Consider the following 12448-nt stretch of genomic DNA (forward strand, 5'->3'; position numbering starts at 1 on the left):
CGGCAGCGGGCCCCGCGGGGGGCCCCGGGTGGCGGCGCTCCGGGGGGGGGTGGGGGGGGGGGTGTCGACGCGGTGCAGAGGCGACACGGATGGGGGCCCGGTCAACCCTGCCGCGGCACCGGAACTGCGGTGGCTGCGGCGTCTCTTGCCATGCGCCATAGATCCTCCGCGGATAGTCCACCATGATTCGCCGCCAAACGCACCCTCATAGCAGGTGCGCGCCGTGTCGAACCGGTGAACAGCAGGCGTGGCTTGGCCGTCGTTTGAAGGCCGCCACGCGTTGCCGGACAGGCGATGCACCACAATGGAGATTGATGGATCAGGTGAGCTTCTACGACGCTGTTGGCGGTGCCGAGACGTTCCATGCGATCGTGGCGCGCTTTTATGCACAGGTTCCCGAGGACGAAATATTGCGTGAGGTCTATCCGCTGGACGACCTCGAGGGCGCCGAGGAACGGCTACGCATGTTCCTCGAGCAGTACTGGGGTGGCCCGCGGACCTACTCGGACCGGCGCGGCCATCCCCGGCTGCGGATGCGGCACGTCCCGTTCCGGATCACGCCAATCGAGCGCGACGCTTGGCTGCGGTGCATGCACACCGCCGTCGCGTCCATCGACTCGCAGACCCTCGACGACGAACACCGCCGGGAGTTGCTCGACTATCTGGAAATGGCGGCCCACTCGCTCGTCAACGCGGATCTTTTTTGAGCTCGAGCCTTTGATGTCGGCCCACGAAACTAAGCGGGGTGGAATGGACTCCAAGCCGTGGTGGTCAAGCGCGGTTTTCTACCAGGTGTATCCACGCTCGTTCGCCGACAGCGACGGTGACGGAGTCGGCGACCTGGACGGCTTGACCGCCCGGCTGGGGCACCTGGAGCGGCTGGGTGTGGACGCGATTTGGCTCAACCCCGTCACCGTCTCCCCGATGGCCGACCACGGCTACGACGTCGCCGATCCCCGGGACATCGATCCCCTGTTCGGCGGGATGGCCGCGATCGAACGGCTGATCGCCGCCGCTCACGGGCGGGGCATGAAAATCACCATGGACGTGGTGCCCAACCACACCAGTTCGGCGCACCCGTGGTTCCAGGCGGCGCTGGCCGCGGGCCCGGCCACCGATGCGCGGGAACGCTATTTCTTTCGTGACGGTCGGGGCGCCGTCGGGGAACTGCCGCCGAACAACTGGACGTCGGTGTTCGGCGGGCCGGCGTGGACGCGGGTGGTCGAACCGGACGGCAATCCCGGCCAGTGGTATCTCCACCTGTTCGACGCCGAGCAGCCGGATCTCAATTGGGAGCATCCGGACGTCTTCGACGACTTCGAGAAGACGCTGCGCTTCTGGCTGGAACGCGGCGTCGACGGCTTCCGCATCGACGTGGCGCACGGGATGGCCAAGCCACCTGGCCTGCCGGACTCGCCGGACCTCGAGGCGAAGGTGTTGCACCATACCGACGACGACCCCCGCTTCAACCACCCGAGTGTGCACGAGATTCACCGCGACATCCGCAGGGTCGTCAACGACTATCCCGCGGCGGTCACCGTGGGTGAGGTGTGGGTGACCGACAACGTCCGCTGGGCGGAGTATCTGCGGCCCGACGAACTGCATCTCGGCTTCAATTTCCGGCTGACGAAGATCGACTTCGACGCGGCCGAAGTCCGTGCGGCGATCGAGAATTCACTGGCGGCGACGGCCATCGAAAACGCCATCCCGACCTGGACGCTGTCCAACCACGACGTGGGCCGCGAGGTGACCCGTTACGGCGGCGGCGAGATCGGGCTGCGCCGGGCGCGGGCGATGGCGATGGTGATGCTCGCCCTGCCGGGCGCCGTGTTCATCTACAACGGTGAGGAACTCGGCCTGCCCGATGTCGAGCTGCCCGACGAGGTGTTGCAGGATCCGACGTGGGAACGCTCGGGGCACACCGAACGCGGCCGCGACAAGTGCCGGGTTCCGCTGCCGTGGTCGGGCGACGCTCCCCCGTTCGGGTTTTCGACCAACGCCGACACCTGGCTGCCGATGCCGGCGGAGTGGGCGGCGCTGACCGTCGAGAAGCAGGACGCGGATCCGGGCTCGACCCTGTCGTTCTTTCGTCGCGCCCTCGAATTACGCAGGGACCGGTCAGAATTCGATGGCGGCGACATCGAGTGGCTGACCGCGCCGGGGGACGCGCTGATCTTCCGGCGCGGCGCTATGGGTGTGGTGTGCACCCTGAACGCCGGCCGGCGCCCGATGGCTTTGCCGCCGGGCGAAGTCGTCTTGGCCAGCGCGCCGCTGCAGGGCGGCAAGCTACCGCCGGACTGCGCGGCCTGGGTGGTCTGAGGCCGTCGCTCAGCGCAGCACGAGCGCCGCATGACCGCACGCCGCAGGTCACCTTTTGCAAGTACGAAACGTCAGCAGTTGTGCAAGGCCAACACGAATGACTGACGAAGGAGTCTGCTATGCCAACATTGGTGGTGCGGTACGAGGTTGGGCCACAGGGCGTCGATGACATCGTCGAGGCGGTTGAACTCGCATTCGCGGCGGTGAACGAGCGACAGCCCAACGGCATCCGGTGGACTTACTGGCGCGGACCGGGCGACACCGAGTTCGGTGCAATCCTGGAGCTGGCCGACGGAGTCGAGAATCCGCTACCGAGCATCGCCGCAGCGCGCGGCGTGCAGGAAGCGATTGCCAAACGCGTTGTTGGTGAACCGCCTACGCCGAAGCCTGTCGCCGTCATCGGAAAATACGGCCCGGCCTGACCGTCCGGCGACCGCGCAGCACTCAGCGCAGCACGAGCGCCGCATGGGCGCGACGCCGGTGCACCGAGCCGAACTTGGCGTCGAGGCGCAGCCACGCCGGCAATATCCGCACCCGGATGATCTCGTCGGCGTCGATCGCATCCGGCGACTGCGGCAGAAAGCCCATTGCGGTCAGGGCGAACACGCAGCGCATCGGCAGCCCGACGCTGACGTCGGCCGCGCTGACCCGGATGACCTCCTGGTCGAGCAGCGAAACCGGCGGGCCGTGGGAACTGCTGTGTTCCTTGGCAAGTCGCGCGCCGCGCTGCGCCAGGTCCAGCATCACCCGGGCCGGCACGTCGTCGAGGTGGGTGAAGCCCGATTCCGGAGGCAACGCGGTTCGCCAGGCCGAATCCATGGAGAAGCCGGGCTCGACGTAGCCCGAGTCGTCCATCGCGGACAGGCCGCGCGCCAACCCGTCCGCGGCGACGGTCAGGTCCCCCGGCCGCACCCTGCCCACCACCACCCGGCTGGCCAACACGTCGAAACCCGTTGCCACCCATGCCGTGAGCAATCCGGCGGATCGGGCGCGCAGTCGAACGACCGCCGCGTCGTCGAGCCGCGTCGCATGGTCGACAAACGCGGCCAGGTCCGCGCGGTGGGCGTCCATTCGTTCCGGGCCCAGCCACAGCCCGCGCTCGGCTACCGCATCCAACGTTGCAGATACTCCCGATGCTGTGGGGACAGCCGCACCAGCCGCTGCTCCTCGATGTGGACCGCCGCCAGCTGCGACTCGGCGACGACGGCGGGCTTGGAATCGGGATCGGCGATCACCGAGCGCACCTCGTAGCCGAGCGTGAAGTCGACGGCCCGTAGCCGCTTGGTCCAAATGGTCACCTGCAGAGGCGAATCGGCCAGCCGCAGCTGATCCTTGTACGTAACGCGGACGTCGGCGATAAGCAGGCCGATGGTGGTGATGTCCGCCGCGAACGGTTCCTTGAGGAACGGGACCCGCGCCTCCTCGAGGAGGGTGACCATAGTGGCGTGGTTGACGTGCTGGTACATGTCGATGTCCGACCAGCGCACCGGCACGGGCGCGACGAATCCAACGCTCAACTCGACGATCCCCTGCCGCTGGTGCGGGTCATGCGGCGGATCTGCCGCGCGGCCACCGACAGGGTCGCGAGATCCTTTGCGCCGCTTTCCTGGATCTCGGTGAGCGTCCGGCGGGCCCGCTCCACCCGGGACGCGCTGATGTGTTCCCACTCCCCGATCTTCTCTTCACCGCTCTCGTCGGGCTCCCCGACGGCCAGCACGTCGAAGCCCAAGGACCGCAGCGAGGCGTAGATGTCGTCACGAATCGCCAAGCGCGCCAACGAATGCCAGCGGTCCCGTCGGGGTAGCTCGGAAACCGCGGTCAGCAGACTGTCGGTGCCCAGCCGATCCATCAGGGCGAAGTAGGTGTCCGCGACTTCGGCGCTGTCGATCTCGGTGATGTCGGCGATGTCGATGATGTCGAGCAGGCTGTAGCGATACAGGCCGGCGGCGACCCGGTAGGCGAGGTCTTTGGGCGCACCCTGCGACGCGAATTCGGCGGCTTCCTGTTCGACGATGGCCTTGTCGTCGCCGCGCAGCCACTCCGACATGCGCGGCGTCAGTGCCTTCACCTTGGCGGCGAACCGGTTGATCTCGGCGCCGACGGCCAGCGGCTGCGGACGATAGTTGAGCAGCCAGCGCCCGGCGCGGTCGATCAGCCGGCGGGTGTCCAGGGTCATCCGGTCGGACAGCGCGACCGGCATGCTTGCCGCGCGGATCCGCCGCCAGATGTGGCTCACTCCGAAGATGGCGTCGGTGGCCACGTAGGTGCGTATCGCATCGATGGGCCCGACGCCGACGTCCTCGGTGATTCGGAAGGCGTAGCTGATGCCGGCGGTGTCCACCAGATCGTTGATCAGCATGGTGGTGACGATCTCCCGGCGCAGCTGATGCGTGCGGATCTCCGGGGCGAACCGTTCCCGCAGCGGCTTGGGGAAGTATTCCGGCAACCGGGACGCGAACACGTCCTGTTCGGTCAGCTCCGTGGTCAGCATCTCCTCCTTGAGTCCCAGCTTGACGTGTGCCATCAGCGTGCAGAGCTCCGGAGAGGTGAGCCCGAGACCGGCGTCGGACCGCCGCACAATTTCCTTCTCCGACGGCAGCGCTTCCAATTCGCGGTTCACGCCGCGCTCTTCGACCAGGTACTTGATTTGCATCGCGTGCACCGGGAGCAGGCTGGGGGCGTTCGCGCGGCTGGTGCCGATCAAATCGTTTTGGTCCTCGTTGTCGGTGAGCACCAGTTGCGAAACCTCGTCGGTCATCGACTCGAGCAGTTGTTTGCGTTCGTCGGCCCTGACCTTGCCGGCGGTGACCAGCGAGTCGATCAGGATCTTGATGTTGACCTCGTGGTCGGAACAGTCCACCCCGGCGGAGTTGTCCATCGCGTCGGTGTTGATGCGCCCACCGGCCAGGTCGAATTCGACGCGGCCCAAGGCCGTCACGCCGAGGTTGCCGCCTTCGCCGATGACCTTGGCGCGCACCTGGTTTGCGTTGACTCGTACCGGATCGTTGGCGCGGTCGCCGACGTCGGCGTCGGACTCGGTTTCGGCTTTGATGTAGGTGCCGATGCCGCCGTTGAACAGCAGATCCACCGGCGCTTGCAGGATCGCCTTGATCAGGTTGGGCGGGGCCATTTCGGCGACGTCACCGTCGATGCCGAGGGCCTCGCGCACCTGCGGGCTGACGGGGATGGCCTTCTGCTCGCGGCTATATACTCCGCCACCTTCGCTGATGAGCGACTTGTCGTAGTCATCCCAGCTGGACCGCGGCAGGTCGAACATCCGCTGGCGTTCCCGCCATGACGCGGCCGCATCGGGGTCCGGGTCGAGGAAGACGTGCCGGTGATCGAAGGCGGCGAGCAGCCGGATGTGCTTGCTCAGCAGCATGCCGTTGCCGAACACGTCGCCGCTCATGTCACCGATGCCGACGACGGTGAAGTCCTCGGTTTGGGTGTCGACGCCCATCTCCCGGAAGTGTCGCTTGACCGCTTCCCACGCGCCCTTGGCGGTGATGCCCATGGCCTTGTGGTCGTAGCCCACCGATCCCCCGGACGCGAACGCGTCACCCAGCCAGAAGCCGTAGGACTTCGCGACGTCGTTGGCGATGTCGGAGAAGGTGGCAGTTCCCTTGTCGGCGGCCACCACGAGGTAGGCGTCGTCGCCGTCGCGCCGGATGACTTCCGGTGGCGCGCTGACCTTTCCGGTGGCGTGGTCGACGTTGTCGGTGACATCGAGGAGCCCGGAGATGAAGAGCTGGTAGCACGTCACGCCTTCGGCGCGCAGCGCGTCACGGTCGGCCGCGGCGTCCCCGGTTGGCAGCGGCGGTCGCTTGAGGACGAACCCGCCCTTGGCCCCGACCGGCACGATGACGGCGTTCTTCACCGCTTGCGCCTTGACCAGGCCCAGGATTTCGGTGCGGAAGTCATCCCGGCGATCCGACCAGCGCAGGCCGCCGCGGGCCACGGGTCCAAACCTCAGGTGCACGCCCTCCACCCGCGGCGAATACACGAAGATCTCGTACTTGGGGCGCGGCAGCGGCAGCTCTTCGATCAGCTGCGCATCCAGCTTGAGCGCCAACACATTACGGGCCCGGGCCGAACCCTCCCGTGTCACAAAGTAATTGGTTCGCAGCGTGGCCTGCACCAGCGACGCGAACGCGCGCAGTACACGGTCGGTGTCCAGGCCCACTACCGCGTCGATGTCCGCGGCGACCGAGGCGGCGGCCGCTTGCGCGTCGCGGCTCGTCGGCGATCCCGACGCGCGGGGATCGAAGAGCGCCTCGAACAACAGCAGCAGCGATCGCGCGGTGGAGGGGTGGTCGTTGAGCACGGTCTCGATGTGGGACTGGCTGTAGGGAAAGTTCGCCTGCCGTAGGTATTTCGCGTAGGCGCGGATCAGCACGACCTGCTGCCACGTCAGGCGCGCGCGCATGACCAGCTCGTTGAACCGGTCGATCTCGACGCGGCCCTGCCAGATCGCGGTGACCGCGTCGGCGAATCGCTCTGCCATGGCGTCTCGTTCGGCCGTCGTCGCGGCCAATGGGATGGTCGGGTGCGGCTGGATCTTGAACTGATAGATCCACACCGGCAGCCCGTCCGGCCGAATGACGGTGAACGGTCGCTCCTCGAGCACGACGACGCCCATGCTTTGCAGCATCGGCAGCAGCTGGCTGAGTGAGGCGGTGTGTCCGCCCAGAAACCAGGTCAGCTGGGCGACTCCATCTTCGCCGCGATCGGAGAACACCAGCTTGACCGAGTCTTCGGTCAGCCCATTGATGATGGCGATGTGCTCGATGGCGTCGTCGGGGGGGACGGCCTGTTTGTAGGCCTCGGAGAAGGCGGCCGAGTAGTGCTCGGCTTCGGCGTGCGCGGTGGTGCCCGTCGCGCTGGCCGCCATCAGGCGGTCACCCCAGGTCCGCGCCGCCTCGCTCAACAGCCCCTGGATGCGGACCCGGTTGACCTCGGAATCGTCGACCGCCGCGGCGTTTTCGGGCAGCCGCACCATGAAATGCATTAACGCCCAAGGCGATTCACTGACACGGGCGGTGAATTCCAGTCGCGTCCCACCGAACTCGCGAACCAGGATGTCTTCGATCTGCAGCCGAACGGCGGTGGTGTAGCGATCGCGCGGCACGTAGACCAGGCAGGACACGAAGTACTGCAGGCGATCGGCGCGCACGAACAACAGCGCGCGCCGCTGGGATCCCAGATCCACCACGGCCTTGGCCAACGCGAAGAGCCGCTCGGAACTCAGCGTGAACAGCTCCGAGCGCGGGACGGTCTGGATGACGTCGAGCAGCAGTTGGCCCGGGTGGGCGGGATCGCTGTCGGCCATCGACAGCGCCTCGCGCACCCGGCGGGAGATCGACGGGATCTCCAGGACGTCGGCGTTCATCGCGGCGACGGTGAACAAACCGACGAAGCGGTGCTCGAGAACGCCGCCGTCGGTGTATTCGCGAATCGCGATGGCGTATGGGTAAGCGCCGTAGCGCAGGTAGCTGCCGACGACGGATTGCGCCAGGACCAGCAGATGGTCGTCGTCGGTCAATCGGGGACGGGAACCGGTACGGGTGCGCAGGACGCCGAGGCTCGGTGACCCGTCGCTGGAGACCAGGCCGTCGTGCACCCGGCAACGCTGGTAGCCCAGCAGCAGGAAGTTGCCATTGCCCAACCAGCGCAGCAGGGCCGCGACGTCCTCGCGGTCCGGCGCCGTGTAGTGGTCGCCCGCGTTGGCGTCGACGTCGGCGGCCACGCCGCTCAGGGTGGCGATCAACGCCGACGCGTCGCTGGCGACCTGTTGAACGTCGGCCAGGACCTTGGGCAACAGCCGGTCGACCTCGGCGAGGGCCTTGGTATCGACCGAGGGCGACAGCTGGATGTGTATCCAAGCCTCGCCGACGTATTGCGGCGTACCGGGTGCTTTCGGTTCGACGCTGAGCAACTCCCCCTCAGGGTTACGCCGCACCGCGAACACCGGGGTCATGATCGCCGTGTAGTCGACCCCGAGCCGATGCAGCAGCACCGTGACGGAATCCATCAGCATGCCGCCGTGGTCGGTGACGACCTGCAGCGCGGGCCCGAATCCGGCCGGATCGTCCGCCGGATGGACGCAGACACAGTTGCCGCCGGCCGGGCGGCACTGGCCGAGCCGATAGTGGGCGCTCAGCATCTCCGGGGTCACCATGGCGGCCGGGATGCTCAGGTCGATGGGACCGGTTTCGGCACCCGGCTCGTCCCGGTGCGGACCCCGGTAACTCTCGATGTAGGCGGTCGCGATCCAGTCGGGAATGTCCTGAGCGTTGGTGAACGTGGTCCAGGGCTTGAGTTCGTGCTTAGCTCCGGGATCGATCGCCATGCCGATTGCTCCCAACTCGCGACGGACGCCACTGCGCTCGATCGCCCCACTGGTGATCGGCCGTTGCGGCCGCGTCGTCGTAGGGCGTCGGCAGAGCCGACACTAGTCGCGTGTGAGCTTGCGGTGGGTCACTCTGTGCGGCCGGGCGGCTTCTTCGCCGAGCCTTTCCACCTTGTTCTCCTCATACGCGCCGAAGTTGCCCTCGAACCAGAACCACTTCGCCTCGTTGTCGTCGTCGCCCTCCCACGCCAGGATGTGCGTGCACGTCCGGTCCAGGAACCAGCGGTCGTGCGAGATCACCACGGCGCAACCCGGGAATTTCTCCAGCGCGTTTTCCAGCGAACCCAACGTCTCGACGTCCAGGTCGTTGGTCGGCTCGTCCAGCAGAATCAGGTTGCCGCCCTGCTTGAGCGTCAGCGCGAGGTTGAGACGGTTGCGTTCGCCGCCGGACAGAACGCCGGCGGGCTTTTGCTGGTCGGGACCCTTGAACCCGAACGCCGACACGTAGGCCCGCGAGGGTACCTCGGTCTGGCCGACCTCGATGTAGTCCAGCCCGTCCGAAACGACCTCCCACACCGTCTTCTTCGGATCGATGCCGGCGCGGGTCTGGTCCACATAACTGAGCTTGACGGTCTCCCCGACCTTGACGCTGCCGCTGTCCGGCTGCTCGAGCCCGACGATCGTTTTGAACAGCGTGGTCTTGCCGACCCCGTTGGGACCGATGACGCCCACGATGCCGTTGCGGGGCAGCGTGAAGGACAGATCCTTGATCAGGGTGCGGCCGTCGTAGCCCTTGTCGAGGTGTTCGACCTCGACGACCACGTTGCCCAGCCGCGGCCCGACGGGAATCTGGATCTCCTCGAAGTCGAGCTTGCGCGTCTTCTCCGCCTCGGCGGCCATCTCCTCGTAGCGCTGCAGGCGCGCCTTGCCCTTGGCCTGGCGGGCTTTGGCCCCGGACCGGACCCAGGCCAGCTCCTCGGTCAACCGCTTGTGCAGCTTGGCATCCTTGCGTCCCTGCACCGCGAGCCGCTCGGCCTTTTTCTCCAGGTAGGTCGAGTAGTTGCCCTCGTAGGGGTACGCGCGCCCGCGATCGAGTTCCAGAATCCACTCGGCGACGTTGTCCAGGAAGTAGCGGTCGTGGGTGACAGCCAGGATCGCCCCCGGATACGCGGCCAGGTGCTGTTCGAGCCATTGCACGCTTTCGGCGTCCAGGTGGTTGGTGGGCTCGTCGAGCAGCAGCAGGTCGGGTTTGGACAGCAGTAGCTTGCACAGCGCGACGCGGCGTCGCTCACCGCCGGACAGATTCGTCACCGGTTCGTCCGGCGGCGGGCAGCGCAGCGCGTCCATCGCCTGCTCCAGCTGCGAGTCGAGGTCCCACGCGTCGGCGTGGTCCAACTCCTCTTGCAGCCGGCCCATTTCCTCCATCAACTCGTCGGTGTAGTCGGTGGCCATCAACTCGGCGACCTCGTTGAAGCGGTCGAGCTTGACCTTGATGTCGCCCAGGCCCTCCTCGACGTTGCCGCGGACCGTCTTCTCCTCGTTCAGCGGCGGCTCCTGAAGCAGGATGCCGACGCTGGCGTCGTTGGCCAGGAAGGCTTCACCGTTGTTCGGCTTGTCCAGACCGGCCATGATCCGCAAGACGCTCGACTTACCGGCCCCATTCGGACCGACGACACCGATCTTGGCTCCTGGGAAGAAGCTCAAGGTGACGTCGTCCAGGATCACCTTGTCGCCGTGCGCCTTGCGGACCTTCTTCATCGTGTAGATGAACTCAGCCATGCAGCGGGTTTGCCTTTCTGGTCTTGCAGAATTACCTCGACCATCCTAGGCATCGCCCGGCGGACGTAGCCGGGCCCCCAAGCCAGCGGCTAAGCGGAGAGGGGCAGCGGGCCGGCACCCTCGGCGTCGCCGGACGCGGTCCGCTCGCCGGCGGAGTCGTCGGCGGAGTCGTTGGCCGAGTCGTTGGCCGCCGAGTCCCCGTCGGCCGGCGCGGCCTGATCCGCACTGGGGCCGGTATAGCCCGGCTTCTCGATGCGCACGATCGCGCGCGACACATCCGGGCCTACCGACGTCGCGCGCATCTCTAGTGACGAGCGGCGGTTGCCGTCGCGGTCCTCGTACTCGCTGGTGTACACGTAGCCCACCACGATCACGGGCGCGCCCTTGCCCAGTGCGGCCCCGACCCCGGTGACCAGCTTTCCCCAGCAGTTGACGGTGACGAACAATGAGTTGCCCGGCTCCCAGTTGCCGTCGCCGTTGCGGCGGCGCGAATTGCTGGCCACCCGGAATTTGATGACCTCCTGATTGCCGACCTGGCGGCGCTGAGGGTCGTTGACGATGTGACCGACGACGGTGAGCGGCGTTTCGAACATTGGCGTGTCCCTTCTCGTTTTGCTATCTCTTCGCGCGGTGACCGCGCCCTATCTGGCCGCCATTTAGCGCCGTGCCACCGACGGGTTCCGTCCCGAACCAGGTCCAGTCGGCAAACCTGTTGAAAGAACCGAGACTGTGGATAGCCTGCTAGCGTGAACGCGCCAATCAGGCTGTCTCGCTTGGCAAATGGCGGTGGTCACACCCTGGCGCGGATTGGGCGGCCGAGATTTGTCGTAGCCCCCTGCGATGATGTGGTCATGTCCTCGACCGCATCGCTTGCCTCGGCGGTGAGCCCTGCCGAGCGTCTTGAGGTGCTCTTCGAAGAGTTGGCGGAGTTGGCCGGTCAGCGCAACGCGATTGATGGGCGCATCGTAGACATCGTTGCCGAGATCGACGGTGAGGGATTGTGCGGGATCACCGGCGCGCGGTCGGTGCCGGCGTTGGTGGCCTGGAAGACCGGCTGCTCACCGGCCAATGCCCACACGATCGCCAGCATCGCCAGCCGGCTGCCGGAGTTCCCGCGGTGCGCCCAGGGCATGCGGGAGGGTTGGCTGTCGCTGGATCAGGTGGGCGTGATCGCGGCGCGGGCGGGTGCGGGATCTGATGAGCATTACGTGCAGTTGGCGCGGGTCGCCACGGTCAATCAGCTGCGCACCGCGCTCAAGCTGGAACCGCGGCCCGAACCCGAACCGCGCCGCGAGCCCGAGCGCGCGTTCACCAGGACCAGCACCGAGCAGGGCAGTTGCTACCGGATAACCCTTCCTCACGATGACGCGGCGAAGTTCGACGCGGCGTTGCACTCGCATCTTGATGCGCTGATCGCCCAGTGGAAACACGATCGCGACAACGACGAACGGGTGTGCGATCAGGGGCCGCCGTTGCCGAACACCGCTGATGCCTTCCTGCGATTGGTCGAGACCGGATGGGACAGCGAAGTGGCCCGCCGGCCCCACGGGCAGCACACCACCGTCGTGATGCATCTCGATATCGAGGCGCGCATCGCAGCGCTGCATCTGGGCCCGCTGTTGTCGCAATCCGATCGCCGCTACCTGTCGTGCGACGCCAGCTGTGAGGTGTGGTTCGAACGCGACGGTCAGGTTATCGGCGCCGGCCGCTCGACTCGGCTGATCAACCGCCGGCTTCGCCGTGCGCTCGAGCACCGCCACCCCAGCTGCGCGGTTCCTGGCTGCGGGGCCACCCGGGGGCTGCACGCTCATCACCTCCGGCACTGGGAAGACGGCGGGCCCACCGAGCTGGCCAACCTCGTGCTGGTCTGCCCCTACCATCACCGACTGCACCATCGCGGCATCATCACCATCACCGGGCCCGCCCACGCCCTGCATGTCAGCGACAGCGCCGGGCGACCGCTAAGCACCGGCTCGCTGGCGCACCCACCCAACCACCCCC

At 67.0% G+C, this 12448-nt stretch carries 9 protein-coding genes and 1 pseudogene; 4 read left to right on the top strand and 6 right to left on the bottom strand.

Annotated features, from left to right (window positions below; genetic code table 11):
* Nucleotides 1-159, bottom strand: a pseudogene (locus tag ACQI5H_RS24125) (hypothetical protein); the annotation flags it as partial.
* Between the two features lie 155 nt (nt 160-314).
* Between ACQI5H_RS24125 and ACQI5H_RS24130 the strand changes: the two are divergent.
* From ACQI5H_RS24130 to ACQI5H_RS24140, 3 genes are all read left to right on the top strand, one after another.
* Nucleotides 315-707, top strand: a complete 393-nt coding sequence (locus ACQI5H_RS24130) for a globin (RefSeq protein WP_427081814.1) — start codon at nt 315-317, stop codon at nt 705-707.
* Between the two features lie 13 nt (nt 708-720).
* The gene (locus tag ACQI5H_RS24135) at nt 721-2319 is read left to right on the top strand and encodes a glycoside hydrolase family 13 protein (protein WP_427081815.1); all 1599 of its coding nucleotides are present in this window, start codon (nt 721-723) and stop codon (nt 2317-2319) included.
* A gap of 119 nt (nt 2320-2438) precedes the next feature.
* Nucleotides 2439-2741 (top strand): hypothetical protein, encoded by a 303-nt coding sequence (locus ACQI5H_RS24140; protein WP_427081816.1) that lies wholly within the window; start codon nt 2439-2441, stop codon nt 2739-2741.
* 22 nt (nt 2742-2763) lie between these two features.
* Here the strand turns inward: ACQI5H_RS24140 and ACQI5H_RS24145 are convergent, their stop codons facing one another.
* The 5 genes from ACQI5H_RS24145 to ACQI5H_RS24165 all read right to left on the bottom strand — a co-directional run bounded on the left by ACQI5H_RS24145 (nt 2764) and on the right by ACQI5H_RS24165 (nt 11040).
* The gene (locus ACQI5H_RS24145) at nt 2764-3390 is read right to left on the bottom strand and encodes a hypothetical protein (protein WP_427081822.1); all 627 of its coding nucleotides are present in this window, start codon (nt 3388-3390) and stop codon (nt 2764-2766) included.
* Nucleotides 3391-3422: 32 nt separating this feature from the next.
* Nucleotides 3423-3836 (bottom strand): acyl-CoA thioesterase, encoded by a 414-nt coding sequence (locus ACQI5H_RS24150; protein ID WP_427081817.1) that lies wholly within the window; start codon nt 3834-3836, stop codon nt 3423-3425.
* Nucleotides 3833-8668 carry an NAD-glutamate dehydrogenase gene (locus ACQI5H_RS24155; protein ID WP_427081818.1) on the bottom strand — a complete coding sequence of 1612 codons (4836 nt, stop codon included), beginning with the start codon at nt 8666-8668 and terminating at the stop codon, nt 3833-3835. Before ACQI5H_RS24155 ends, ACQI5H_RS24150 begins: the two co-directional genes overlap by 4 nt.
* A gap of 102 nt (nt 8669-8770) precedes the next feature.
* Entirely contained in the window at nt 8771-10447 is a 1677-nt protein-coding gene (gene ettA / locus ACQI5H_RS24160; protein WP_427081819.1) for an energy-dependent translational throttle protein EttA, read from the bottom strand.
* 89 nt (nt 10448-10536) lie between these two features.
* A complete protein-coding gene (locus ACQI5H_RS24165; RefSeq protein ID WP_427081820.1) occupies nt 10537-11040 on the bottom strand; it encodes a single-stranded DNA-binding protein in 504 nt (167 codons plus the stop codon).
* A gap of 258 nt (nt 11041-11298) precedes the next feature.
* Here ACQI5H_RS24165 and ACQI5H_RS24170 point away from each other — a divergent pair.
* Nucleotides 11299-12448 (top strand): HNH endonuclease signature motif containing protein (locus ACQI5H_RS24170; RefSeq protein ID WP_427081821.1); only part of this gene is annotated, 1150 nt, incomplete at its 3' end.

Source organism: Mycobacterium heidelbergense (assembly GCF_050205645.1).
In the GTDB taxonomy this organism is placed as follows: domain Bacteria; phylum Actinomycetota; class Actinomycetes; order Mycobacteriales; family Mycobacteriaceae; genus Mycobacterium; species Mycobacterium heidelbergense_A.

What these genes read in the sequence shown, in the direction of transcription:
- ACQI5H_RS24165 (WP_427081820.1), bottom strand. Translation starts at nt 11,040, where the DNA reads ATGTTCGAAACGCCGCTCACCGTCGTCGGTCACATCGTCAACGACCCT.
- ACQI5H_RS24145 (WP_427081822.1), bottom strand. Translation starts at nt 3,390, where the DNA reads ATGGACGCCCACCGCGCGGACCTGGCCGCGTTTGTCGACCATGCGACG.
- ACQI5H_RS24130 (WP_427081814.1), top strand. Translation starts at nt 315, where the DNA reads ATGGATCAGGTGAGCTTCTACGACGCTGTTGGCGGTGCCGAGACGTTC.
- ettA (WP_427081819.1), bottom strand. Translation starts at nt 10,447, where the DNA reads ATGGCTGAGTTCATCTACACGATGAAGAAGGTCCGCAAGGCGCACGGC.
- ACQI5H_RS24140 (WP_427081816.1), top strand. Translation starts at nt 2,439, where the DNA reads ATGCCAACATTGGTGGTGCGGTACGAGGTTGGGCCACAGGGCGTCGAT.
- ACQI5H_RS24135 (WP_427081815.1), top strand. Translation starts at nt 721, where the DNA reads ATGTCGGCCCACGAAACTAAGCGGGGTGGAATGGACTCCAAGCCGTGG.
- ACQI5H_RS24155 (WP_427081818.1), bottom strand. Translation starts at nt 8,668, where the DNA reads ATGGCGATCGATCCCGGAGCTAAGCACGAACTCAAGCCCTGGACCACG.